The organism is Salicibibacter cibarius, from assembly GCF_016495725.1.
Taxonomy (GTDB): Bacteria; Bacillota; Bacilli; order Bacillales; family Marinococcaceae; genus Salicibibacter; species Salicibibacter cibarius.
This window is the reverse complement of the sequence record NZ_CP054705.1, coordinates 3607353-3633440: the sequence shown is the minus strand read 5'-3', so window position 1 is coordinate 3633440 and position 26088 is coordinate 3607353. Positions and strand designations below refer to the sequence as shown.

General features: G+C 47.1%; 24 protein-coding genes and 1 pseudogene. 16 read left to right on the top strand and 9 right to left on the bottom strand.

Annotation, left to right across the window (positions count from 1 at the left end):
- Window positions 1–188 precede the first annotated feature (188 nt).
- Window positions 189–1142, bottom strand: coding sequence for an alpha/beta hydrolase (locus HUG15_RS23725; protein WP_425504061.1), 954 nt, complete (start codon window positions 1140–1142; stop codon window positions 189–191).
- 1005 nt (window positions 1143–2147) lie between these two features.
- Window positions 2148–2720 (bottom strand): annotated as a pseudogene (locus HUG15_RS23720) (flavin-containing monooxygenase); the annotation flags it as partial.
- Between the two features lie 473 nt (window positions 2721–3193).
- On the opposite strand from HUG15_RS23720, the gene HUG15_RS18300 reads away from it, so the two are divergent.
- On the top strand, window positions 3194–4603 hold the full coding sequence (locus tag HUG15_RS18300; RefSeq protein WP_200124538.1) for a hypothetical protein: 1410 nt from the start codon (window positions 3194–3196) through the stop codon (window positions 4601–4603).
- A 59-nt stretch (window positions 4604–4662) separates the two neighbouring features.
- On the opposite strand, the gene rpsD is transcribed toward HUG15_RS18300, so the two are convergent.
- On the bottom strand, window positions 4663–5265 hold the full coding sequence (rpsD, locus tag HUG15_RS18295) for a 30S ribosomal protein S4 (protein ID WP_200124535.1): 603 nt from the start codon (window positions 5263–5265) through the stop codon (window positions 4663–4665).
- A 295-nt stretch (window positions 5266–5560) separates the two neighbouring features.
- On the opposite strand from rpsD, the gene deoC reads away from it, so the two are divergent.
- The gene (gene deoC / locus HUG15_RS18290; protein WP_200124533.1) at window positions 5561–6235 is read left to right on the top strand and encodes a deoxyribose-phosphate aldolase; all 675 of its coding nucleotides are present in this window, start codon (window positions 5561–5563) and stop codon (window positions 6233–6235) included.
- A gap of 538 nt (window positions 6236–6773) precedes the next feature.
- Here the strand turns inward: deoC and panD are convergent.
- From panD to HUG15_RS18275, 3 genes are all read right to left on the bottom strand, one after another.
- A complete protein-coding gene (gene panD / locus HUG15_RS18285; RefSeq protein WP_200124531.1) occupies window positions 6774–7157 on the bottom strand; it encodes an aspartate 1-decarboxylase in 384 nt (127 codons plus the stop codon).
- The gene (panB, locus tag HUG15_RS18280) at window positions 7157–8008 is read right to left on the bottom strand and encodes a 3-methyl-2-oxobutanoate hydroxymethyltransferase (RefSeq protein WP_200124529.1); all 852 of its coding nucleotides are present in this window, start codon (window positions 8006–8008) and stop codon (window positions 7157–7159) included. The genes panD and panB overlap by 1 nt, the downstream gene beginning before the upstream one ends.
- 298 nt (window positions 8009–8306) lie before the next feature.
- Window positions 8307–8792: a GAF domain-containing protein gene (locus HUG15_RS18275; RefSeq protein ID WP_200124527.1), complete on the bottom strand. Its 486-nt coding sequence runs from the start codon at window positions 8790–8792 to the stop codon at window positions 8307–8309.
- A gap of 147 nt (window positions 8793–8939) precedes the next feature.
- On the opposite strand from HUG15_RS18275, the gene refZ reads away from it, so the two are divergent.
- Window positions 8940–9578, top strand: coding sequence for a forespore capture DNA-binding protein RefZ (gene refZ, locus HUG15_RS18270; RefSeq protein WP_200124525.1), 639 nt, complete (start codon window positions 8940–8942; stop codon window positions 9576–9578).
- Between the two features lie 103 nt (window positions 9579–9681).
- On the opposite strand, the gene HUG15_RS18265 is transcribed toward refZ, so the two are convergent.
- Together HUG15_RS18265 and hisJ are read right to left on the bottom strand one after the other, a co-directional pair.
- Window positions 9682–9930 (bottom strand): AbrB/MazE/SpoVT family DNA-binding domain-containing protein, encoded by a 249-nt coding sequence (locus HUG15_RS18265; RefSeq protein WP_200124523.1) that lies wholly within the window; start codon window positions 9928–9930, stop codon window positions 9682–9684.
- Between the two features lie 54 nt (window positions 9931–9984).
- Entirely contained in the window at window positions 9985–10818 is an 834-nt protein-coding gene (gene hisJ / locus HUG15_RS18260) for a histidinol-phosphatase HisJ (RefSeq protein WP_200124521.1), read from the bottom strand.
- 163 nt (window positions 10819–10981) lie between these two features.
- Here hisJ and HUG15_RS18255 point away from each other — a divergent pair, with 163 nt between their 5' ends.
- The 6 genes from HUG15_RS18255 to HUG15_RS18230 all read left to right on the top strand — a co-directional run bounded on the left by HUG15_RS18255 (window position 10982) and on the right by HUG15_RS18230 (window position 18656).
- Window positions 10982–12706, top strand: a complete 1725-nt coding sequence (locus tag HUG15_RS18255) for a septation ring formation regulator EzrA (protein ID WP_200124519.1) — start codon at window positions 10982–10984, stop codon at window positions 12704–12706.
- Between the two features lie 283 nt (window positions 12707–12989).
- A complete protein-coding gene (locus HUG15_RS18250; protein ID WP_200124517.1) occupies window positions 12990–14141 on the top strand; it encodes a cysteine desulfurase family protein in 1152 nt (383 codons plus the stop codon).
- Entirely contained in the window at window positions 14138–15340 is a 1203-nt protein-coding gene (thiI, locus tag HUG15_RS18245) for a tRNA uracil 4-sulfurtransferase ThiI (protein ID WP_200124515.1), read from the top strand. The genes HUG15_RS18250 and thiI overlap by 4 nt, the downstream gene beginning before the upstream one ends.
- 102 nt (window positions 15341–15442) lie before the next feature.
- Window positions 15443–17032 carry an amidohydrolase gene (locus HUG15_RS18240; RefSeq protein ID WP_200124513.1) on the top strand — a complete coding sequence of 530 codons (1590 nt, stop codon included), beginning with the start codon at window positions 15443–15445 and terminating at the stop codon, window positions 17030–17032.
- 47 nt (window positions 17033–17079) lie between these two features.
- Window positions 17080–18093 (top strand): signal peptide peptidase SppA, encoded by a 1014-nt coding sequence (sppA, locus tag HUG15_RS18235; RefSeq protein ID WP_200124511.1) that lies wholly within the window; start codon window positions 17080–17082, stop codon window positions 18091–18093.
- A 14-nt stretch (window positions 18094–18107) separates the two neighbouring features.
- Window positions 18108–18656 carry an RDD family protein gene (locus HUG15_RS18230; RefSeq protein WP_246516396.1) on the top strand — a complete coding sequence of 183 codons (549 nt, stop codon included), beginning with the start codon at window positions 18108–18110 and terminating at the stop codon, window positions 18654–18656.
- Window positions 18657–19196: 540 nt separating this feature from the next.
- Here the strand turns inward: HUG15_RS18230 and HUG15_RS18225 are convergent.
- Entirely contained in the window at window positions 19197–19475 is a 279-nt protein-coding gene (locus tag HUG15_RS18225; RefSeq protein ID WP_200124509.1) for a YgaP family membrane protein, read from the bottom strand.
- Between the two features lie 234 nt (window positions 19476–19709).
- On the opposite strand from HUG15_RS18225, the gene HUG15_RS18220 reads away from it, so the two are divergent.
- From HUG15_RS18220 to argH, 7 genes are all read left to right on the top strand, one after another.
- Window positions 19710–20282: a DUF2953 domain-containing protein gene (locus HUG15_RS18220; protein WP_211202262.1), complete on the top strand. Its 573-nt coding sequence runs from the start codon at window positions 19710–19712 to the stop codon at window positions 20280–20282.
- Window positions 20283–20287: 5 nt separating this feature from the next.
- Window positions 20288–20722, top strand: a complete 435-nt coding sequence (gene ytfJ, locus HUG15_RS18215; RefSeq protein WP_200124505.1) for a GerW family sporulation protein — start codon at window positions 20288–20290, stop codon at window positions 20720–20722.
- Window positions 20723–20820: 98 nt separating this feature from the next.
- On the top strand, window positions 20821–21321 hold the full coding sequence (gene tpx / locus HUG15_RS18210) for a thiol peroxidase (RefSeq protein ID WP_200124497.1): 501 nt from the start codon (window positions 20821–20823) through the stop codon (window positions 21319–21321).
- 91 nt (window positions 21322–21412) lie between these two features.
- The gene (locus tag HUG15_RS18205) at window positions 21413–22408 is read left to right on the top strand and encodes a class I SAM-dependent methyltransferase (protein WP_200124495.1); all 996 of its coding nucleotides are present in this window, start codon (window positions 21413–21415) and stop codon (window positions 22406–22408) included.
- 13 nt (window positions 22409–22421) lie between these two features.
- Complete coding sequence (locus HUG15_RS18200; protein ID WP_200124493.1) at window positions 22422–23270, top strand: EcsC family protein; 849 nt, start codon at window positions 22422–22424, stop codon at window positions 23268–23270.
- Window positions 23271–23481: 211 nt separating this feature from the next.
- The gene (locus HUG15_RS18195; protein ID WP_200124491.1) at window positions 23482–24687 is read left to right on the top strand and encodes an argininosuccinate synthase; all 1206 of its coding nucleotides are present in this window, start codon (window positions 23482–23484) and stop codon (window positions 24685–24687) included.
- On the top strand, window positions 24684–26066 hold the full coding sequence (argH, locus tag HUG15_RS18190; protein WP_200124489.1) for an argininosuccinate lyase: 1383 nt from the start codon (window positions 24684–24686) through the stop codon (window positions 26064–26066). The genes HUG15_RS18195 and argH overlap by 4 nt, the downstream gene beginning before the upstream one ends.
- Window positions 26067–26088 lie beyond the last annotated feature (22 nt).

Below are 26088 nucleotides of genomic sequence, written 5' to 3'. Positions count from 1 at the left end.
TTCTGACTGCCAAAAAATAGCCCCTCATGAGTCTTGGCAGACATGAGAGGGCTACACCCTTACCATTAAAACCAAATGCCCAAACAGGGATTCAGCTTACCGTCTAGTATTCTCAAACTAGGCGGTATTTTCATTATATGTTACGTTTCTATTTATTATACTACATGCTTACGATTATCCGCAAGGCTTCACGTCGTTTCAACAAAATCGAAAGTACGCTTTAACGTGGAGGCAACATGATCGAGTGCATTTTTGCCTTGTTCGATCGCCCCTGGCATCCAGCAGAATCCATGGATCATGGAATCATATCGAGTCTTTTCGACGGGGACACCTGCGGCTTTTAAGCGCTCGGCATATGCTTCTCCTTCATCACGCAATGGATCGAATCCGGCTGTGATGACGAAGGCAGGTGGAAGCCCGCTAAGATCATCCGCTAAAAGTGGTGATGCATATGGGTTTTCACCATCTTTCTCGTCACGGAGATAATGGTTCCAAAACCACTTCATCATCGCTGTTGTTAAAAAATAACCGTCGTCATTTTCCTCGTAGGAATTTGTATCAAAGGTGTGATTCGTGACAGGATAAAGCAAGATTTGCCGGACAATCGCTGGTCCGCTTTTGTCTCTGGCCATCATGGCGACAACGGTAGCGAGATTTCCGCCGGCGCTGTCGCCGCCAACGGCGATCCTATTCGGATCGACTTGAATGGAATCTGCATCGTTTGCCACCCATTTTGCGGCAGCGTATGCATCTTCGATTGCCGCGGGGAATTTATGCTCCGGAGCAAGTCTGTAATCGACGGAAACAACGATACAATTCGTTTGATTTGCAATTCGGCGACAAGGGACGTCGACGGTCTCCAAATCTCCGATGACCCAACCGCCGCCATGATAGTAAACGAGTGCTGGGAATGGCCCTTCGCCTTCAGGGGAGTAAATACGGACGGGTATTTCTCCGCCGGGTCCGGTGATTGTCTTGTTCGTAACATGCCCGACTTTTTCGGGAGGCCCTGCCAAGGGGCTGAAATTGGCCCCGGCTCTTGCCTCTTCAGGCGGAAGCGTTTCCATAGGAGGCCCACCTAAAGCTTCTAATTGCTCTAAAACAAACCGTGCTTGCGGATCAAGATTTGCGTTTCGACTCATCGTTTTATCTCCTTTTCTATCCTCTGTTTGTTGAGAAGCAGATAAGAGAGTGAACCCTTCATAGCCTTTGGAAGCGACTTGATCACATATTTGCCGATAGGGACCGACGCCCCCTGCGAACGCGAGAAATTCTCGTGGCTTTCCTTCTATATTTGCGCCCATATACCATGAATCTGTTTTAGATAAAAGGGTCATATCGGCAATCGCCTTGCATTGTTTTGCCCACATTTGCTCGGCTTCCGCGTTTGCCTCAATCGCTTCTACCTCATGTTCTTTAAGGTAGGCAAGGCAATCGATAATCCAATCGACATGTTGCTCGATCGAAACGATCATGTTGCTGAGCACAGACGGACTTTGCGGGCCGGTAATCATAAACATGTTCGGAAAACCTGAAGTTGCTATCCCCAAATAGGTTTGCGTACCATCGGCCCACTTCTCGTTCAGTGTAACGCCGTTTTTGCCTTGAATGTTTAACTTAAGCAAAGGCCCCGTTAACGCGTCAAAACCCGTCGCAAAAACGAGAATGTCCAAGTCATATGCCAAGTCAGACGTGCGCAATCCACTCGGCGTGATTTCTTCAATCGGTGCGGTACGCAAATCAATGAGAGAAACATTCTCGCGGTTATACGTTTCAAAATAATCGGTATTAAGAATCGGCCGCTTCGTCCCGTAATAAAAATTAGGCATGAGTTTCTTTGCCGTTTCCGGATCGTGAACCGTCTTGTTTATTTTGGAACGGATAAATTGAGCCACAGTTTCATTCGCTTCCGGGCTAAAGGCTATATCGCTATACGTATACAACAGCGAAAATAGTCCGCCCTCTTGCCAAGCTTTTTCGTAAATACGCTCTCGTTCTTCGGGTGTATCTTGAACGGCTGCACGGGTGCTGGCGGAGGAGGGGACGCCATGCATTGAGGTATACATCGTTTCTCTAATCTCGTTGAAGTTCTCTTTTGTTTTATGAATCGTTTCTGAATCGAGCGGATGGTTATGCGCCGGGCTGCTATATTGTGGGGTTCGCTGAAAAACGGTGAGGTGGCCGGCTTCTTGAGCAATGACTGGGATAGCCTGAATGCCGCTTGATCCTGTTCCAATCACACCGACCCGTTTGCCCTTGAAATCAACTTTTTCATGAGGCCATTCGCCTGTGTGGTACAACGCCCCTTTGAATTGATCGATGCCTTTAATATTCGGAATGTTTGAAGCGGAAAGAACGCCCACAGCCGGAATAAAGTAGGTGGCTATTACTATGCTGCCGTTTTCCAATTCGATTTCCCATTTTTGATTTTCTTCATTATATTCAGCGGACGTCACCCGTGTTTGTAATTGAATGTCCTTACGTAGGTCGAGTTTGTCCGCCACAAAATTAATATAGTTCAAAATTTCGTGCTGTTCGGCATACTTTGAAGACCATTCCCACTCATTCAAAAGCTCTTCGGAAAACGTATAGTTGTAATAAATGCTCTCGATGTCACAACGGGCGCCGGGGTAGCGGTTAAAATACCACGTTCCTCCAATGTCCGGGGCTGCCTCGTATACTTGTACCGAGAAACCTGCTTCCCGCAAACGATAGAGCATATACAGACCGGAGAAACCTGCCCCAATAACGATAGCATCATATTTTTTCGAGTGTTGTTCAGCAAACGGCATGGTCGATTGCCCCCTTGTAATGTAGCTGAATGTTATGACTTTTCGATAAATAGAAGATTCATAAACTTGTAACAGATCGTATAGTGCTAATTGAAGTCCGATAGCAAAAAGAGTAAGCGATTTCAATAATTGTAACACGTTAATTATGGATCGGCAATTCTATAAAACAACGTTTTCGACCAAGATGTCGGCTCTAACTCAAATTAATGAAGGGGAGAGCAAGGCGACGATCGTGCAGAAATTGAAGAAATATAATTTGTCGTAGGTGAAACACCTCGGGGGCGTGGATTGTATGAAACCCTTGCGATGGTGTTTTGTTTTTTGGTGCTCTCAGATATTATGGGGATAGCGACTTCATTACATTGAAAGTAAATATGAATGACTGCAAGGAGAATGACAAGATGAATCGTATTGTACAGTATGGTTTTACGATCAGCATTCTTTTATATGCGATATTGTACCTCTTTTCTTTTTTTATGGATAAGGGATGGATGTTGCAACTGATGTCTACAAGCGGAATGTTGGCGTTACACTTTGCACTTATACTGCTAAAACCTAAGAATAGTCCAGTTCCTTATTTTTTAACGATCGCTTCAATATTTATCGGATATATTACACTAGGCAGCGAACTATGGATGCAACTATGGGAAGGTATCCGGGAAATGAGGGGTATAATCTTGCTTCTCCTAGTTATCCCGATGATTAGTTGGGTGCTCCGTGAGGAAAATTATATTGAAGCCTTAATCGGCTCTGCGAAAAACCTTTTAAAAACGAGCAAACGGTTCTACGCCGGTGTCATGTTTATTACCCAATTTGTTGCCTATTTTCTTTTATTTAGTGCAATTCCGGTACTCTTTCAATTTATTCAGGTATTGTTAGGGAACAAAAAAGACGAAGACTGGGAATATTTTAAAGGTACAGCTTTATTGCGAGGTTTTGGACTTAGCACGATCTGGGTGATCAGTATTCCCAGCGTGGTGTTTATCATTGAAAGTACAGGTGCTTCTTTAGGTTTCACATTGTTCCAAGGATTTTTTATATCCATTTGTGGGATCTTGTTGTCCCTTTTGTTTATGATCGTTCATGAAAAAAGAAGCGGATTGGATTATACGACAGGTATTTTGCATGAATTGCACCAAAACATGCCTGTGAATGAGACGAAGCGTAACCATTTTTTGACACGTGAATTCGCATTATTGTTCCTCACTCTTTTCGGTCCGGTATTAGTGATCAATCACTTTATGGACTGGGGATTGTTAATGATTATTTCGATGTGTGTTCTTGTTTGGTCATGCTTTTATTATGTGATAAAAAAGAAATGGTCTCATTTGAAGCAACATTGTATTAATTATTTGAGAGAGGAAGTCTCCCAAAAGTCACAGGAACTGGGGATTATGCTCTCGGCCGGTATGTTAATTAACGTTTTTATTGCCTCTGGAGGAGGAACATGGGCTGTTAACACGATTATTCATATATCGGATTCTACATTTATTCATATGTTTTGGCTCCTGCCTTTTCTTGTTATTTTTTTAGGTTTTATCGGGCTTGGCCCATTAACGGTCATGGTTCTCGTTGGTGGTATTTTCCAAGGTGTTAACTTACCCTATCCCCCTGAATTAATTGTGCTCAGCTTGACGCTGGGAAGTGCCATTACGGTTTTTTTATCTCCATTTATATTACCGCTAATTGTTTTGAGCCAATCCAATCATTTAGCCTTATGGAAAAACGGATTAAAGTTTAATTTGGGTTACTCGGTGGCTTTTTACGTCATGGTGCAGGTTTATTTGTTGATTATGCTCTGGTTGTGGTAAAAGTCAGCGCTTGATTAAAAAAACAACCCCCAAAAGCAGGAGGTTGTTTCTGAAACGCCTTAACGTGAATACCACTCCACGATGAGGGCTTCGCTAATTTCGGACGGCAATTCGGAGCGTTCCGGCAAACGCGTGAACGTTCCTTCCAACTTGTCTCCGTCGAAATTAATATATTCCGGTTCGAAAGCCAACGCTTCGCGTGCGTCCGCGATCACACTCAAGTTGCGGGATTTTTCGCGAACACCGAAGGTTTGCCCCGGCTTTACTGTATAGGACGGGATATCGACACGTCCTCCATCTACGGTGATGTGGCCATGATTCACGAGTTGACGCGCGCCTTGGCGTGTGCGTGCAAGGCCGGCACGGTACACAAGGTTGTCCAAGCGTCTTTCCAGCAAAATCATGAAGTTCTCGCCGTGAACACCTTTCATTTTCCCGGCTTTTTCAAATGTGCGTACGAACTGACGCTCATTTAATCCATACATATAGCGAAGCTTCTGTTTTTCCCGAAGCTGCAAACCGTATTCACTTAATTTTTTTCGTTGGGTAGGGCCGTGCTCACCCGGCGGGTAAGGGCGCTTTGCCAATTCTTTCCCCGTTCCGCTAAGCGAAACGCCTAGACGGCGGGATTTTTTCCAGGTTGGACCTGTATAGCGAGCCATGAAAGCTCCTCCTTTATCACGTTTAATGGCGTGAAAAAGAACAACGGCAGGCAATCTCTTACAACGCTCATTTTGCTTTCACACATCTTCGCTCCGACAGCCGGGAGTTACGGGATGCACCTCGATAGGTCAGCCGCAGTCGAGGAACAAAATGGAAGGGTGCACGTTGTACGTTTACCTTGCTGTCTTTTAACACAAGTTATATTGTATAGCGAATGTATGGCAAAGTCAACCGGCGGTTTGCCGCGAGATTAGGAAATGTTATATTGAAAATAAAAAAGAGAGGCAGATAAAAATGAAGCAGAACGAACTAACCGCATATATTGATCACACCCTCCTAAAACCGGAAGCGACGAAAGCTGATATCGTGGCATTGTGCGAAGAGGCGAAAGACTATCATTTTGCCACTGTTTGTATCCCGCCGTATTGGGTAACGACAGCTGTGCAAGCATTGGAAGGGAGCGGTGTCGGTGTAACAACGGTCATCGGTTTCCCGCACGGCATGAACTTATCGGGTGTAAAGGCCTATGAAACGGAGAAAGCCATTGAACAGGGCGCGTCAGACGTGGATATGGTCATCAATGCCGGCGCCCTGAAATCAGGTGATGAGGAGGGCGTTCGAGCTGACATTGAGGCAGTCGTAATCGCCAGCGGCGGCCGGGCGCTTGTAAAAGTGATTATCGAGACAAGCAGACTAACCGATGAAGAAAAGAAACTAGCAACTCGTCTCGCGCTTGAAGCAGGTGCCGATTATGTAAAAACATCAACCGGCTTTCACACGGCCGGCGCGACACTCGCCGATATTAAATTAATGAAAGAAGTCGTCGGTGAAAACGGAAAACTTAAAGCTGCCGGCGGTGTTAAGACAGCAGAAGACGCAAGGACTTTTATCGAAGCGGGCACCGACCGGATTGGAACAAGTTCGGGTATTGCGATTGTTACGGGTGAAGGAGAGAGTGACGGTTACTAGCCGCAGTTATAGAATCCAGGCGATCGTTAAAAAGAGGAGACTGTCGTAGCTACTTTGGCACATCGCTGACACTGACATTATCACGGTTATCGCGTTGATATCGTTGAGCAGTGCTATTCTTTGCGATTTTTTAGTGTGAAAACCCTAAATTCGTGGTATAATGAACATACAAAGAAGAATTTCCGCATAATATATTAAAGACCGCAGAAGCTCCATGTCTGCGGCCAGCAATGGACCGTACCCCTGCAAGAGGGGTAACGGCTCAGTAGGAAAGGGTAACCTTCTGGCCTGCTAGCTCAAGGAGGTTACTTCTTTTTATAAAAGAAGATGAGTGTCAGCACACCAACAATTAATGATCCGCAAGCGCAGCCTGCCATGATCCATTGATATACTGTCATAGGGTCACCCCCTTCCGTTTCCGGCGTGAGAGTGAACCGTTCGCCCCCTTGAGAAGCCGATCATTGCATAACCTAACTATAACCATAGATGTCAGTGAAACTGGACAAAAACCCACCCGAGCACCGGGTGGGTTTTTCGTTCATAACACCGTGGACGCAGGTTCTGTATCCAACATCTCTGCAATGTCATTTTTTTCATCCATAATCGCAACCTTCGGTCGATGATTTTGCGCGGCATCGTCTGGCATGAGGGCGTAAGATAATATGATGACGACATCGCCTGGTTGCACAAGCCTGGCGGCGGCGCCGTTCAGACAGATGTCGCGCTTTCCGCGCGTCCCCTTTATGACATATGTTTCAAAACGTTCGCCGTTGTTATTGTTTACGATTTGGACTTTTTCATTTTCCAACAAATCAACCTCGTCCATTAAATCCTCATCGATGGTAATGCTGCCTACATATTCAAGGTTTGCCTCTGTCACACGCGCGCGATGCAGCTTTGCTTTCATCATGGTGCGAAACATTATTTCCCCTCCGTTGCAAATTGCGTGCCGTACAATCCTTCGAGTTGTTCCTCTTTCATCGTAAATGTGTTTGCCTCTTCGGGGAACGTGCGGGATTTAACATCGCTAACGTAGTTTTCCAGGCCTGCTTCAATATGCGGCGATATATTTGCATATTGCTTCACAAATTTTGGCACATGTTCGGAGCCATAGCCGATCACGTCATGGTAAACGAGCACTTGGCCGTCGGTTTCCGCTCCGGCGCCAATGCCGATGACCGGAATGTCCAAACGCTCGGCAACGAGTGCGCCCAGCTGTTTCGGAACGCATTCAAGGACGACAGCGAAAGCGCCTGCTTCTTCCAGTGCTTGTGCTTCCATGATAAGATGTTCCGCTTCCGAGGATTCCTTGCCTTGCACTTTATAACCGCCGATCACGCCGACGGATTGTGGCGTTAATCCGAGGTGGCCCATGACGGGAACGCCGGCTTGCACAAGTTTTTTTACAGTGTCGACTGTTTCAATGCCGCCTTCCATTTTCACGGCATCAGCGCCGGCCTCCTGAAGGTAACGTCTGACATGACTGGAAGTTTCGGGAAAATCTCCGTGGTAAGAAAAGAACGGAAGGTCCGTAACGACAAATGTATCACGCGCTCCTTTTTTCACTGCCTTCGTGTGAAGGACCATGTCATCGACCGTCACCGGAATCGTGGAGTTGTAGCCAAGCACAACCATGCCTAACGAATCGCCGACCAAAATTAAGTCAACACCTGCACGTTCCGCAAGGTGAGCGGAAGGCGCATCATACGCGGTGAGCATGGCAATCGGTTCCCGGTCTTTCTTCATTTTTTTCAATTGAGCTGTAGTTTTCATCTTTCTTCCCTCCGGTTTCATGTGGTATTTCAAGAACCTGCATGAAACGGCAAAAAGCCTTCTTCCAAGGGATGAAGGCAGAAAGATAGCGCATACGAAAAAGCATTTTTATCGTGCTGTCCAGGTCCTTTCCGGGATCCAAGCAGCTGGGCTTTTTGCATGTTCCCACTACACATCGGTGCCGTTCCTCACAGATACAGCCCTTGTGACAGTAGTATAGCATGAATTTGCTCGTTTGTGTCTATTCTGTGTCAAAAAATATCGTCAAAGTTGAGGGGTGAATCGGTCTCCCTCTGTCTTAACCGCGGATGAATGGCACGACCCGTTGCATAAACTTCTCCAACAACACCCCTTCTTCTTCTGAAAAACGGCCAATTTCGGGAGAGTCGATGTCGAGCACGCCGAATAACTCATCGTCGATCATGATCGGGACGACGACCTCTGACTGGGATTGTGCATCACAGGCGATGTGTCCGGGGAAGTCATGAACGTTTTCCACGACTTGCGTTTTGCCCGTTTCAGCAGCCGTGCCGCACACGCCTTTTCCGATTGGGATGCGAATACAGGCGGGGAGTCCCTGAAACGGTCCGAGAACGAGTTCTCCTTCTTTGAAAAGATAAAATCCTACCCAATTGACGCGATCGAGAAATTGATTTAAAAGTGCGGTGATGTTGGATAAATTGGCGATTTGATCTTTTTCGTCGCTCAGTAACGCTTCTCCTTGCTTGCGTAATTGTTCGTATTTTTCCTCCATATTTTTGCTGTATGTCACAGGTTCAAACATGTTTCCAGCCCTCTTTCTTTTGTTGAATGTCCGGAATTATTATAACATGCCGAAAACCCTTATAAGTAGTCGAGAAGTATTTGCAGGAACGCGCGAGGGAGAAGCGAATATAGCAAGAGAAGGACAATATGAATGGAGGCGACGAAGATGGCAGTAAACCAAGGCACGAAAGACAAGGTCGCCGAAGCAGCAATTGACTTGTTTATGACAAAAGGGTACAGCGGGACGTCCGTGCGAGCAATAGCCGATCGCGCAGGGGTTAATGTTGCGCTTATCTCGTATTATTTTGGTGGAAAAAAAGGGATGTTGGAAAACTTGATTAATACGTATCTGGAAGGATACTTAAAAGAAATCGAAGAAGCTTTGGAACAGACGTCCGGAAGCTTTGAACGTCTGCTCGCGATCATTGAAGCCGCCCTTCAGTTCCAGCAAACGCATCATCGTATGGCCAGGCTCGTTTTACGGGAATTGACGCTCGATTCCATTCTCGTTCGTGAAGTGATGGCCAGTTATTATATGAAAGAAAAACATTTATTTAGACAGGTATTGGAAGCGGGAAAAAAAGAGGGCGTATTTAAAGGCATGCGGAAAGAGTGGGCGATTTTGCATTTGCGCGGAATGGTCACGATGCCTTTTTTGCACGCGCAACATATCCGTGAAGTGTTTCATTTAGAACCTAGCGACCGCACATTTTTATATCATTATATGAAGCACGTGCGCCAGTTTGTGGAAGTGCAAATTTGCGAGAAACAATCATCGCCACCGGCAATGATGATGTTGTCCTAACAACATCCGAGGCAAAAACGCAAGCACTGGTCGGATACTAGAAGCGCCACAAACTTCCTGTTTTTAGTGGCGTTCCGTATCCGACCTCTCTTAGCAGATGCGTCTAGTAACCGACTCCTTTCCGTCGTTCGGCGATCACTTCCTCAGCCAATGATCGGTTTTTTCCTGTATAACGGCGAACGACCGATTGGGCTTTTTTGATTGCTTGCTTGTCGGTAAGCAACCGTAAACTCCCTTGATCCATCCTAAGAATTAATTCATCGCCTTCATCAAGACCCAAAGCATTACGAAATTTAACCGGGATAACCACTTTTCCTCCGTCAAAGAGTTTAACCTTCGTTTCATTTTTCATAACAACATCTCCGTGATAATCATTTTTATACCGTGTCATTGAAATTAGGTTGTGTCAATTCCGTAGGTGTTTTCCCGGCGCATCGAACGCCACCTCCGGCAATCCTACTCTTCCCTGCCCGAGTCCGTCCGGGTGATGGGCGTCGGATCCGTAGACGAGCGGAATGCCCATACGTTCGGCTTTTTCAACAATAGCTACCGGTGGGTAGGGTTCTCCGCACAACGGTTTGATGACGCCGGCGCCGTTGACGTCCAATGAAAGCCCACTTTTTTTCGTCGCGGCCAAAACCGTTTCAAGCCAGTACGCATCTTTCGGTAGCTTGAAGTTTTTACGGAACTTTCGCACAAGGCTCACATGACCGAGGCGGTGCGGCTTATATTTTCCAAGGTCGGAAGAAATGGAAAGTAGCACCGTTTCATAGTAACGTTCGACAAGCTGATCGACGCCGCCCGCTTGTTTTGCTATCTCCCCGAAGGCTTCTGCGCTATAATCAAGCAGTCCGTACGCACCCCTCGTAAAAATAAAATGCACTGAAAGAATCGCGTCATCAAGGTGTGGGCCGTATTCATCAAGAAATGCCTTCGTCCCCGTTTCAAACCCTTCAATAAAATCAATTTCCAGACCAATTTGAATCGCGATATCTTTTTTATAACGTTCGCGCACCTTTTGGATCGCTGCGATATAACCTTCCATATGGGAATGTAACATTCCGCTGTCTTTGTTCGGCGTCGGGTCGGGAAAACCCTCCGGAAGGGGAGCGTGTTCACAAAAACTAATGCCTTTATACCCAAGTGAAATGGCCTGTTCAATATATTGTTCCAATGATGCATTGCTTCCGTGTGGGCAAAATGGCGTGTGGACATGCCCATCATATTGAATTTTTTTCATTAAATTTACCTCCATACGTTTCCCTATTTATCCCCATTCCATGTTATCATAGAAAAAATGACACATTTTCCTATGAAATTAAAGGATATTGCTTTCTTATGACGAAAAATACATATAAAATAGTGATAACTTGGAATGCTACGGATAACTGGAGTGAAGCATAATGGTGTACGTTTTCATCGGAATCGTGGTAGCCATTGCTTTAGTGGTTGCATACGGCGTATTCAATCGACGGCAAATCTATCAAAGTGTTGACAATCTCGATCAACGAAAAGGGCAAATGATGAGCGAACCTGTAGCTGATGAAATCAGCCGGGTAAAAGGATTGACCATTTCCGGGGAAACAGAAGAAAAATTCGAAAGATGGCGCGAGACATGGGATGAAATTGCCGATGAGCGCCTGCCGGAAATGGAAATGTACTTGTTTGATATCGAAGAAATCGCAAATAAGTATCAATTTCGCCGTGCCAAAGAAAAACTTGTAGAAGCCGACCATCATTTAAATGCAATTGAAGAAGATATATCAACGATCCGACAAGAAGTTGAGCAACTCGTCAACAGTGAAGAAAAGAACCGTGAGGAGATCGAAAAGGTCACCGAAAAATACAAGGAAGTCCGATCTTTACTCTCTCGCCAATGGCGATCGTTAGGCGAAGCCGGCCCTCTTTTGGAAGAAAAAGTAAAACAATGCCGGGAGGAACTGGAGGCGTACGACGAAGAGACGAAAAGCGGGAACTACATGCGCGCACGCGAGCACTTGTTATTTTTACAAGAAACGTTAGAGGAGATACATGATCAAATCGAAAACGTGCCCAAATTTTTAGGTGAAATCGACCGTGGAATTCCGGAGCAAGCGAGGGAATTGCGTTCGGACATACGTGAAATGGAAGAGAATGCGTTTTCTTTTGAACATTTTACTGTTTATGAAGATCTTGATGAAATCGATGCAACGTTAATCTACTTGAAGGAAAACGTGTCTGCGTTGGAATTGACAGACGTGGAAGAGAAACTTGAGCAAATCAAGGAAACCCTCGCGCAAAATGTCGCTTTATTGGAACGGGAAAAAGAAGCGAAGCACGAGGTCGAAAATGGCTTGGCGTCTTTAAAAGTACGCCATGAAGCCCTTATTAACTTACTTTCCGATTTAGAAGACGAGCGCAGTGGTGTGGAAATAAATTATCAATTGCCCGAGGAAGATAAATCGAAGATTGAATCGATCCAAAAAGAAGTCGCGGATGTTGGTAAAGAGGAGCGAGCGTTTGAAGATTTGCATGCGAATCAAAAACAATCCTACGCTGATTTACGAGAGAAACTGGAAAATTTGAATCTTCGAATGGGCGAGATTGAGGACAGTATTAATGAATCGCTGGAACGGCTGCAAGAAATACGCGGCGATGAAACACGCGCGATAGAACTATTAAAAGAGTTGCGCGTTTGGATGATGGAAACCCAGTTTAAGTTGCAAAAAAGCCAGCTTCCGGCGGTTCCGGAAATACTCGTTGACCATCTCGACTATGCCGGGAAAGAACTTGAAAAAGCCACGGCTATGCTGGAAACGACACCTCTGAATATGAAAGTTATCCAAGAGGCACTTGAACAAAGCCGGCAAGGAATCGAGCAAGCATCCCATACGCTTAACGAAACGATCGATCAAGCCAATTGGGCTGAGCGATTGTTGCAATTCGGAAATCGCTATCGCAATCAATTTGCAGAGTTACCCCCGATCCTTAACGAAGCGGAATGGCAATTCAGAAATGGTTATTATGAGGATGCCATTAATGACACGGCGAGGGCATTGGAGCGTCTTGTGCCGTACGCATTCAGCACTCTCCAAACGGAATGGGACAAGCGCAGTCAACGGCAAATGGCTTTGGACTCTGTCAAATAAGGGAAAGGAAAACCAATCGGAAAGCGAGTGGAGCTGTTCCCCTGCTCTCCGGCGTTGATTTTATTGTACTTTAAGTATGTTTAACTTGGTAAAGAATTAAAGTATAAGTAAAACTAAGGCTTCCACCATAAGGACTTGGCGGAAGCCGATTTTTTCCAAAACTGCCGTTATTTTATGCGGGAAGCTCATTTTTTTCGATCAGCTTCATATTTCGTCAACCACCCGACGGTATGCTATAATATAGTGCCGTTGACCGAAAGTAAGCAATGTGAGGGATTGAATCATGATTTATTTAGATAACAGCGCGACGAGCTTGCCATACGATGAAGTGCTGGATACGTATCAAAAAACCGCGATTCGCCATTTCGGCAACCCGTCTTCATTACATGATTACGGGTCAGTGGCGGAACAGTTATTACGGAAAGCCAGACAGTCGATCGCGAACATTTTGGATATAAATACCGGTGAACTTACGTTTACGTCAGGAGGTACCGAAGGCAACAATCTGGCGATTAAAGGAGCCGCTTATGCCCGCCGCGGGCGCGGCAACCATATCATTACGAGTGCCGTTGAGCACCCGTCGGTGCTGGAAACGTGTCGTTACTTGGAAACCCATGGATTCGAAGTCACCTATCTCCCTGTGGATCGGGAAGGTCGTGTAAGTCTCGAAAATGTAAAAGAAGCCATCCGAGAATCGACCATTCTCGTTTCCATCATGCACGTGAATCATGAAACCGGAGCGATTCAACCGGTAGAAAAGATTGGGGAGTGGCTGAAAAGCCAAGAAAAGATCCGCTTCCACGTGGATCACGTTCAAGGCGCGACAAAAGTGCCGCTGGAACTAAAAAACAGCGGTATTGATCTTTGCACATTTTCTGCCCATAAAATCCACGGCCTTAAAGGCACGGGCTTGGTTTATATCCGTAATGGGGTCCGGGTTGAGCCTTTATTCCACGGGGGCGGCCAGGAGCAGAACGTGCGCTCGGGAACGGAAAATCTCCCGGGGATCGTGGCATTTGCAAAAGCGTTACGCTTATCTTTCGAACGGTATCAGGATGCAAAAGATTCGCTTGAAAAAAATAAAGAGCTACTCATCCAAGCATGCCGGGATCGTGAAGGGATGGTTGTCAACACACCGGACGAGATAAGCGCTCCCCACATAGTGAACGTTTCCGTACTCGGCGCTCGTCCGGAAATCGTGATTCAGGCGCTTACGAAGAAGAACATCCATGTATCGTCAAAGTCCGCCTGTGCGTCCCGTTTGCAGACGGCTAGTGAAGTACTCGCCGCCCAATTTGGCCATGAAGAACGGGCGGAAACAGGACTTCGTTTCAGCTTTTCTCATGAAACGAAGGAAGCGGACATTCGTCAGCTCCTATCAGCTCTCGACGAAATAGTACCGGAAATCCGCCGCGTGAATGAGGTGAATGTATGAAAGTGGACCACATTCTTGTGCGATACAGTGAAATCGCCCTGAAAGGCAAAAACCGTGCAGATTTTGAACGGGCGTTAAAAGGAAACATTAACCGTGCGCTTGCTGCTTTTCCCGGGGCAAAAGCACGGCGTACGACCGGAAGGTTAGTCGTGGATACACATGATGAAGACGCAGAAGCAATCATGGGAAAATTACAGTGTATTTTTGGAATCTCGTCCTTATCGTATGCACGAAAAACAAGCCATGAACTGTTGGATATTCAGGCAACTGCGCTACGAGTCATGCAAGATCAACCGGGTGCGAAAACATTCAAGGTGAGCGCGCGTCGTTCCTTTAAATCTTTTCCAATCCGTTCGCAGCAGTTGAATCACGAAATCGGAAGTCACGTCTTGAAAAACACGGAGGACATCACGGTCGATGTTCACCATCCGGATGTGGAATTGCTCGTTGAAGTGCGTGAACATGGAACGTATATTAGCGCCGGAAAAATTCCGGGTCCGGGCGGATTACCCGTCGGTTCATCAGGGAAAGTCATGCTTATGCTTTCCGGAGGGATTGATAGTCCGGTAGCAGGCTATCTGGCGTTAAAACGCGGGGCAGAATTAGAAGCCGTGCATTTTCACAGTCCGCCGTTCACGAACGAGCGCGCGAAACAGAAAGTGATTGACTTAAGCCGTATTCTCGCCGGGTACGGGACGACCATTCGTCTGCATGTGATTCCGTTCACAGAAATACAGCAATATATTCACAAAGAAGTAGCGACTAATTACGAAATGACGATCATGCGGCGGATGATGATGAGGATTAGTGAACGGGTGGCGAGAGAACGGGAAGCGCTCGCCCTCGTAAACGGGGAAAGTCTTGGCCAAGTATCGTCGCAGACGCTCGCGAGCATGCACACGATCGAGGAGGTTGCCAATTTACCGGTTTTGCGCCCGCTGATCACGATGGACAAAATCGAAGTGACGGATATCGCCGAGCAGATCGGAACGTTTGAAACGTCAATATTGCCTTATGAAGATTGCTGTACTATTTTCTTGCCGGCAGAGTCGAAAACAAAACCGAAAAGAGAAAAAGCCAATTTCTACGAGTCATTTTTAGACATGGACGAGATGCTGGAAAAAGCCGTATCAAACCGGGAAACGTTAACGATTGACGCGAATGAGCCCTTGAGCCCGGCGTTCGAGGAATTGCTATAACCCCCTCCCGCTTCTGACCGCTAGAATTGCATTTCTGGCATCTGTTTGGGAAAATAAAACGTGACAACAAAATTGTTTCATGAGGGAGACAGGGGGCCATCAATGGGGACGCTATGGTATAACGGTATTATTCGTACTATGGAGCATGCGCATGCACGTGCCGAAGCTGTTTTCACCGAAGATGGCCGTATTGTGGATGTCGGTGATTTGCAATCGCTTGAAAAAGCTTATAAGCCTCGCGTTTTTTCGAACGTTGATTTACAAGGAGCCACGATGTTCCCGGGCTTCGTGGATAGCCATGGGCATATGATGGGCTTTGGCCAAAATCTATTGCGTCTGAATCTCTCATCGGTAACGAGCAGCCGTCAACTTTTACGCGAGTTGGAAAACGAAGCAACGACGTTGGAAGATGGGGAATGGTTGATTGGAGAGGGATGGAACGAAAATAATTTTTCGGATCAGCACATGATCCGAAAAGAAGAATTGGATGAACGTTTTCCGGACCGTCCGGTTGTGCTCATGCGTATATGCAGGCACGCGATGATCGTAAACAGCAAAGCGATGCAACTGGCAGGTCTTGATCGTTCAACCCCGGATCCGTCAGGTGGGGTGATCGGCAAAGATGAAAAAGGAGCATTGACCGGGCTTTTATTGGATGAAGCGCAGGATTTCATTCAACGTGTCGCGCCCGATCCCACAGAGGCCGTGCTGGAGAAGGCATTAACGATTGCATTTGATCATATGGTTCAAACAGGCCTTACCGGCGTACATACGGAGGACCTTGCTTATTATGGCAGTTTTTCACGTGTGCTTCGAGCTTATCGGAAAACTTTTGACGAAGAGAAAAGAAAATTTCGTGTCCATCACCTCGTGAACGAGCATGTACTTGCCGATTTTCTTGCTTCGGAGCAAACATCGTCGGATTTTCAAACATTTGGTGCGGTGAAAATCTTTGCCGATGGTGCATTGGGCAGCCATTCCGCTTGGTTATTGGAACCATACACCGATGATCCGCGAAACAGAGGGGTGGCGATTTATTCACCTGGAGCGTTAAAAGCTGCCGTTAAGCGCATTCGCGAGAAGGAAATGACGGTTGCCGTCCATGTAATCGGAGACGCGGCTTTGGCGTACACTCTTGACGCCATTGAAGCTCATCCGCCGCCGGAAGGAAAAAAAGATCGGCTCATCCACGTGCAGATTGCTAGCGAAACACTGATCCGACGGATGCGGCAATTGCCGGTGGTGCTTGATTTGCAACCGCGTTTTACCGTTTCAGATTTCCCGTGGGTAAAAAAACTTTTGGGCCGAGAAAGGCTCTCTTATTCTTATGCATGGAAAACATTATTGCAGAGCGGCCTTGTGTGCGCCGGCGGATCTGATGTCCCGATTGAACCTCCTGACCCGTTGCTGGGTTTACACGCGGCAATAACACGCCGTAAACCTGGGGAGGCACATGCAGGCTTTCTACCGGACGAGAAGTTATCCGCATTTGAAGCCGTGCAGTTATATACGCGGGGAAGCGCGAAAGCAAGCGGGGATGATGCCCATTACGGATGGATTTCCCCCGGGTATCGTGCGGATTTTACCGTGTTGGACGGCGATCCGCTATCGATGGAGGACCCCGATGAACTGTTGCATATGAAAGTTGTATACACGGTTGTTGATGAAAGCATTATGTACGAGTATGGGTAGTCTAACGGTTGAAAATAAAGCCGATTTTTCTAAAAGAGAGGGATTATATGAACGTGAAACGTTGGGTGGCGCTCGTTGTTGCTGTCGCCGTCGTAGGGATTTCATTAATGTTTAACCTATTTGCAACGATTGTTAGCGCGGATTTCGACCAGGCATTTGAAGGGGCAGGCTTGGATGATCCCTTCAGGGAAGAAGTGATGGAACAAGGAAGTGATGGTCGAATTGCGGTGATTGAATTAGACGGTGTCATTCAGGATATGGGACAAGAGTCAGCCTTTATGGCCGCGGGTTATAATCACCAGCAACTCCTTGATATGCTGGACAATGCTATGGAAGATCCGACTGTCGACGGGATTGTGCTAGAGGTGGACAGCCCCGGCGGTGGTTTAATTGAAAGCGAAGAAATTCATGATAAAATCGTAGAGGCACAAGAAACGTATGAGAAGACGGTCTACTCATCAATGGGCGGAATGGCCGCTTCCGGGGGCTATTATGTGTCTGCGCCGGCGGATTACATTTCAGCGCATCCATCCACACTAACGGGATCGATCGGTGTTGTGTTGTCCGGCGGGATCGGTGGCCTGAACTTTTCCGAGCTTTTAGAGGACTTAGGCGTTGAAGATAATACCATTACAACCGGACCTTATAAGGACATCTTGAGCGGAACCCGGGAGATGGAAGAAGATGAAGAAGAAATCTTGCAAGATATGGCCGATGAAATGCTGGATGAATTTGTGGACGTTATTGTAGAAGGTCGCGATATGCCGGAGGATACCGTAAGAGATTTGGCGGATGGCCGCATTTATACAGGGAATCAAGCGTTGGATAACGGATTGATTGACGGCCTCGGCGGCCTTGACGATACGGTTGAGACGATGCAAGAAGATCTTGGTCTTGAGAGCCCTCAGGTCGTGCGTTATCAACCGGACCTTGGTGGCTTTGGTTCACTGTTTGGGGCCGGGATTGAGCAGTTTACAGACAACAGCAACGAACTGTCCGAACTCGTCGGCTTGCTTCAACAAGAAAACTCACCGAGATTGATGTATCTATATGAGCAGTAAAGGAGGGGTGGACTTTGGACATACCTTACAATGAAAACGGGGAAAGGTTTGGAGGCCAACGAGAACAAGACGAAGGCGAGTCTCTACGGAAGAACCCGTCTCATTCCGTTGAAGTGAGCATGTATGCCGGCTTCTGGATGCGCTTTTGGGCTTACTTGGTGGACCTGCTTATCGTCTTTTCCTTGAATGCTTTGTTTATCAGACCAATCTTCATGTTCCTCGATGCCTCTCCGACGTTATTTTTTGGAATCACGGTTGTCGGCCTTCTGACTTCCGTTGTCGCTTATGTTTATTTCGGCATCATGACGAAACTGGTCGGGCAAACGCTCGGCAAAATGATCTTTGGTCTGCGCGTGCAACGAGAAGACGGCAATCCCTTAACGTGGGGTGACGCGTTCTTTCGGGAAGTCGCGGGTCGCATGATCCACCGGGTGCTCGGTTTTACAAATCTGATGTACATCGTTGTCGGTTTACACCCGCAAAAAGCAGGTGTTCATGATTTGCTTGCCGACACACGGGTTGTTTTTGATCGTCGCCAGAATAAGAATGATGATGCAGAATGACGGAAAAAGAACCGTATCTCTTCGGGAGTGCGGTTCTTTGCTGTTTAAAGTGTATATTCCATACGTCCGGTTATTCAAATCGGCGAGTTTGCAAGCGTAACCTCGGACACTTTGAAGAGGGAGAACGAAAAAGAGGTTACGAATCACAGTCTGCTCGGAATTGCGAGTAATCCCTCAGGCAGAGGTCGAACTGCCCTGAAAGGAACAAGAGAGGCGAAGTAATTCCTCAAACGGAGGTCGAGCTGCTCTGAGAGGAACAAGGGAGGCGAAGTAATCCCTCAGGCAGAGGTCGAGCTGCCCTGAGAGGAACAAGGGAGGCGAAGTAATTCCTCAAACGGAGGTCGAGCCGCTCTGAGAGGAACAAGAAAGGCAAGGTAATCCCTCAAACGGAGGTTAAGCTGCTCCTAGAGGGACAAAAAGCCGTTGCGGAATGGGGCTGGGGCAGAACTTTTGAAATACGCGACTAGGCGCCACCCAATCGTCGGGTGGCGCGAGATCACTTCGTTTTAAACTGGCAGATAACAACAGCTCTCTTAACCTTTAATGGGAACGGGTGAGTTCTTGCACATTTTTATCCGAAGACGGGGATGGATCGTTCTCGTTACGCGTCAACAATCTCTCGCTGTTCACATTTAACATGTCCAGTATCGGGCAATAACGAGTGATTCCTTCCGCGACTTTCATTGCCGAATAAATCGAAACGAGCATAGGCATTGTCCGGTCATAGTGCCTGGACATTTTTGAGGCGCCCCAAACCAACCCCGTTAAACCGCAAGTGATGCGCATGATGGCATCGAGTGTTCCCACGTTTGTCTTCATGCTTTCAACCCCTTTTTTCTGTAATATTCGCTTCGCCTTTTTAGCTTCCCAATGCTTCCATACAACATACAGTGCGTTTAGCTCCTTCGAGAGATGCCCATACTGACAATGGTGATTGCTATGATTTGGCTGCTTTTAGGACTCATAATCGTTTTATTGCTCATTTTGTGCCTTTTTATCCGTGTGAGGGTCCACGTAAGCTATACCCAACAGGGCCGGGATAACGAAGGAAATTTGACGGTATCCGTTTTCCGTGGGCTCATAAAAAAACGTTGGGACATCCCTTCGATCAAAATGGATGATGACTCTTTCTCCGTGGACTATGATCTACAAACGTCCGGCGCATTCAATAAGAGAAAAACGAAGCAGTCAGAAAAGAAAGGAACGCCGACGGATGTGGAAAAACAGAAGGAAACGGCTCAGTCAGCCTTGAATCGTGTCACGGATTTTACGAAAATAGTCGGGCAATTTCTTAAAAACATCCGCGTGCACGAATTTCGATGGGAATCCGTTCTCGGTACCGGTGATGCCGCGACTGCAGGAACCTTATCCGGATTTGCTTGGATGGGGAAATCAGCGGTCTTTGCGCTTATTGCGAAATTGATGACAGTGAGGCATATGCCCCATTTAAACGTAACGCCTGTCTTTCAAGCAGCTTTTTTTCGCACCTCTTTAACTTGTATAGTATCTTTTTCTGTCGGGAACGCTATGCGTGGGTTGATCCGGGTTTTGATTCATGTCCGTAAAAGGAAAAAACAAAGTCCTAAACATAACCCTCAGGATCGAAATGTATCGAAGGAGGCATAGTGTTTATGTCAGAGCACCCGATTCAAGGCTTAATGAAAACAGCGATGGAAAACATTAAAGAAATGGTTGATGTAAATACGATTATTGGCGACCCCGTCGAAACACCGGACGGCAGCGTCATCGTACCTGTGTCAAAAGTGGGCTTCGGTTTTGCCGCCGGAGGGAGCCAAATCGTGACGGATCGAACAGAAGCCTACGACGATGAAGACAGTTATCCTTTTGGCGGGGGAAGCGGTGGCGGTGTCTCCATTACTCCGATAGCATTCCTCATCGTCGGTACGGCAGGGGTGAAAATGATTCATCTTGATAATCAAGCCCATTTTTATGAGAAACTGCTCGAATTTGCACCGCAAGTCGTTGAGAAAATAAAACAATTGGTCCGTGATGATCACCATGAGGCGCCTCACGTCGATGATCGGCACTATCCGCATATTGATTAAGCAATGACCGACGGAATGGCTCGCTTCGGCTTGTTTTTCTTTCCGAAAAATTGGGTATAGAGAACTGTCGGAGAAAAACAAGGAGGCGAAGATTAATCATGGCAAGCGTAACATTTAATGGAAACCCGGTGGCATTAATCGGGACAGAAGTAAAAGAAGGCAGTCAAGCGCCGAACTTCACAGCCCTTGATACGAGCATGCAGGCGCATAGCTTGGGCAACCATCAGGGGAAAGTTCGAGTTATTAGCGTTGTGCCCTCCGTGGATACCGGTGTCTGTGCCCAGCAGACACGGCGCTTTAATGAAGAGGCGGCGAAATTGGACAACGTTGAAGTGTTAACGATTAGCGTCGATTTACCGTTTGCGCAAAAGCGTTGGTGTGCCGCAGAAGGCATCGATAACCTCACCATGCTTTCGGACCATCGTGATTTTTCATTCGGAGAAGCATTCGGGATCGGCATTAAGGAAATGCGGCTGCTTGCAAGAGGTGTGTTCGTGCTTGATAGCAACGGAACGGTTACACATGCTGAATACGTACCTGAAGCCACCAATCATCCCGATTATGATGCGGCTATTTCAGCGGCAAAAGAAACAAAGTAAACAACGCAAAAGCGAACGAACCTCAGCCTACGCTGGGGTATTTTTTGGATATGGCATTCTGTGGTAAAATAAAAGTCGTGAGGTGAGCGGAATGACGGAGCAAACGGAGATCGAACAACTTTTTCATGCATTGGATCAAATGGCAATCGCCATAAGCGAGGACCACGCATATACATATTTGGATGCATTGGCGGAAGCGGGCGATATTTTATACCAGGGCACCACCGAAAAACCTTTTTCCGATCCAGCGAAAGAAAAAATCAAGCGATTTTTGAAAGATGCTCCAAAAGGGCAGCTAGATCGTGAAGTTGTGCGCAAGGCTTTTCAACTGGCGATCCTCAAAGGGATGAAGGAAAACGTCCAACCTCATCATGCTATGACGCCGGATGGTGTCGCGTTCTTTGTCTCCTACTTGTTAAAAAAACTCATCGGCGAAGAACGAGACATTCGGTTATTTGACCCTGCCATGGGTACCGCGAATTTACTGACGGCAATCCTAAATGATACGGACGGGGTGGAGGGCGCGATTGGCGCTGAAGTTGATGACGCGTTAGTCCGTATCGCATTTGCAATGGCAAATTTACAACGCCACTCCCTGCAAATTTTGCAAATGGATAGCGTTAGCCAGCGTGGACTGCCCGAAGTTGATGTCATCGTATCGGACTTGCCCGTTGGCTATTATGCAAACGACGAGATCGTTGCCGATTTTTACACACGTCCCGAAGAAGGGCGAATGCCTGTTGAATATGCAATCTTTGAAAATTCCTGGAAAGCGCTTAAAGAAAGCGGGTTTGCCATGTTTTTGATCCCGAACACGATGTTTACGCGCGAAGGCGCGGAAGCCCTCCGCGAATTTGTAAAAAGGGAAGCGGTAACGCTCGGCCTTTTGCAATTGCCGGAATCCATGTTTAAAAACGACCAGTACGCCAAGAGCATCTGGCTGCTGCAGAAAAACGGTCCGGGTGTACAGGCCCCGCCACAAGCATTATTCGCCGAACTCCCGTCTTTTACACGTGCGGAAGCGTTAAGCGATATGATCAAGCGCATCAATGAGTGGTTCGAGCAGTTTTTCCATCAAAACGGGTAAAGGAGGACGTATCATGCCATCGTCACCGGAGCAAATTGAAGAACGATTGCAGGCCATTCGCGAGTGGGAAGAACGCTATTTTGAAAATCGGGATATGCAAACGTGGTCCGTGCAAGAATTGCAAGCGGAGGCAGCATCCCGGTTGCCGAAAAAATGGCAGGAAAAATTAATCGAAGGTGTCGATCGCTTTCTTTTTTATACGCAAAGCATGATTCTGAACGCGAACGTGCAACGGGAAGTTGAAGAACGTATTCTCGCGACGGCCCGTGTGTTTCGCGACGACATTGCGACCATAACGGACGTAAGAAAATTGACGCTCGAACAAAATCAATTCATTCGTATGCAAATGGTGGCAAAACAACGGCTGTTCGCTTTCGGTCAGGGAGGCATTACCGGGTTCGGCGGCCCGTTTTTGTTGGCGGCAGACCTCCCGTTGCTCATGGCTATCAACTTACGCACCGTGCAGTTATCCGCGCTCTCGTTTGGTTACGATATGCGTCACCCGGCGGAAATGATGATCGCCTTGAAAGTGTTTGAAGTGGGAACCTCCCCCTCCTCTACGCAATTCCAAGGGTGGAAAGAACTCGAGGCGGAGGAGGAGAATATCGTTGGCGCTTTTCCGGGTTTTTATAATGGAAACGAACAAATTATTAATGAGGAGTGGCTGCATCAACCGCTTCGGCAAATCGGAAAATTGGCGATGATTTTTATGTTGCGGAAAAAACTTATTCAAGGCGTTCCTTTGGTTGGCATTGCATACGGAGCGTATAGTAACTACCGATTAGCAAAACAAGTTTCAGACATATCCGGCGTTTACTATGAAAAACGATATTTACTGGATCGTTGGCATGGCAGAGGTTAATACTGAAATTGACGCCAGCCTTTGTCATTAATGGACGCTGGCCAAGAATACATTAATATAAAAAATCATGTATAAGTATTGAGTTTCGGTAAAAACCATGATAAAGTTAAAAATAGAAATTGCAGAGGAGCTTTCGCCCTCTTTTTTTACACAACAATGCATAAAAATAACTTTAAAAGAATTTTTATTCGTATAAATTGGAGGAGATCCCATGAATAAAGAGAAAGTTGTCTTGGCCTATTCAGGCGGACTGGACACATCCGTTGCCGTTCGTTGGTTGATGGACCAAGGGTATGAAGTCATCGCGGTTGGTTTGGATGTCGGGGAAGGAAAAGACTTGGAAACGGTGAAACAGAAAGCGTTGGATGTAGGAGCGGCACAATCGTATACGGTTGACGCGAAAAAAGAATTTGCGGAAGAATACGTCTTGCCTGCCCTTCAAGCGCAAGCCATGTATGAACAAAAGTATCCGCTCGTTTCCGCGCTTTCACGTCCGTTGATCGCGAAAAAACTCGTGGAAATTGCCGAACAGACGGGTGCAGGCACAATTGCCCACGGCTGTACCGGAAAGGGAAATGACCAAGTCCGCTTTGAAGTGTCCATTCAAGCGTTAAATCCGGATCTTGACGTCATTGCACCTGTGCGTGAGTGGGGTTGGTCCCGTGATGAAGAAATTGAATATGCAAAAAAACATAACATTCCGGTTCCCGTCGATCTCGATAACCCGTATTCCATCGATGAAAACCTTTGGGGACGCAGCAATGAATGCGGCATTCTTGAAGATCCGTGGGCAACGCCGCCGGAGGGTGCTTACGACTTAACGAACCCACTTGAAAAAACACCGGATTCGCCTGAGGTTATTGAAATTGACTTCGAACAAGGCAAACCCGTTGCCGTCGATGGCGTCGCTTATGAACTCGATCAATTGATCATGCACTTGAATGAAAAAGCGGGCACTCACGGCATTGGACGAATCGATCACGTGGAAAACCGTCTCGTCGGCATTAAATCCCGTGAAGTGTATGAATGCCCGGGAGCGATGACGCTTCTAACTGCGCACAAAGAGTTGGAAGATTTGACGTTGCCACGTGAAATGGCCCATTTCAAACCGATCGTATCGAAAGAATTGACGGAACTCATTTATAAAGGGCTCTGGTTCGCTTCGTTGCGACCGGCATTGGAAGCATTTATAAAAGAATCACAGAAAAGCGTCACCGGCAAGGTGCGCGTGAAACTGTTTAAAGGCCACGCGATCGTTGAAGGGCGCACTTCGCCTTACACCCTTTATGATGAAAAACTGGCGACATACACGCCGGAGGATGAGTTTGACCACAATGCAGCCGTCGGCTTTATGCAATTGTGGGGATTGCCGACGAAAGTGCATAGCAAAGTCAATAAGAATGGTGTGGAAGTATGACCAAACTGTGGGGCGGTCGATTTACGAAAGAAGCGGAAGCCTGGGTCGATGAATTCGGCGCGTCGATCGGTTTTGACCAAAAACTCGTCGCTCAGGATATTCAAGGGAGCATGGCTCATGTGGCCATGCTCCGTTCTTGCAATATTATTAGTGAAGAAGAAGGCAGGAAGATTCACGATGGCCTTGCCACGTTGGAAAAAAAGGCAGTAAACGGGGAGCTCTCTTTTGATGTGAAATATGAGGATATTCATATGAACATTGAGAAATTGTTAACGGAAGAAATCGGCGAAGTAGCCGGTAAACTTCATACCGCCCGTAGCCGAAACGATCAAGTGGCAACGGATATGCATCTGTTTATGCGTGAAGAAACGGAAACGATCATTGCCATGATTCGCGATTTTCAACGGGTGCTCGTGAGCCGGGCCGATGAACATACGGAAACGATGATTCCTGGGTACACCCATTTGCAGAGAGCACAGCCGATATCCATGGGACACCATTTGCTCGCGTATGTAGCGATGTTGGAGCGGGACGCGGACAGGCTTAGTGATAGTTTGAAACGCGTGAACATCTCACCGCTTGGCGCCGGCGCGCTCGCGGGAACGACCTTCCCGATTGATCGCCGGCAAACGGCGGAAACATTAGGGTTTGACGCGATCTATGAAAATAGCCTGGATGCGGTCAGCGACCGTGATTTTCTAATTGAATTTTTAAGTATCGCTTCTACGATTATGATGCACTTATCCCGGTTGTCCGAAGAGATCATTCTTTGGTCAAGCGAGGAATTCAGTTTTATTGAACTTGACGATACGTTTGCCACCGGAAGCAGCATTATGCCGCAAAAAAAGAACCCGGATATGGCCGAGCTTGTTCGGGGGAAAACGGGGCGCGTATACGGTAGTCTTGTAAGTTTATTGACGACGTTAAAAAGTTTGCCGCTCGCCTATAACAAAGATATGCAGGAGGACAAGGAAGGCGTGTTTGATGCCGTCGTGACTGTCAAAGGATCATTGAAAATTTTCACCGGGATGGTCGACTCCATGGTTGTTCAAGAAAAAACAACCGCGCAGGCCGTCTCTTCGGACTTTTCCAATGCAACGGAACTTGCCGACTATCTAGCCGCAAAGGGAATGCCGTTCAGGGAAGCCCATGAGGTGGTCGGAAAACTCGTCCTCTACTGTATTGAAAACGACATCGTCCTCGCCGACTGTCCTTTTTCCGTCTTCCGAGAGGCGAGTGACCGGTTCGAGGAAGACATTTACGAGACATTGAATCCGTATCAAGTGGTCGCCCGCCGCAACAGCGAAGGAGGCACGGGCTTTACGCAAGTCCGCAAGGCTATCGACAGGTGGAAAGAACGCTTGGGGATTTCAGAATAAATAAGAGCCGTCTACACGTTTC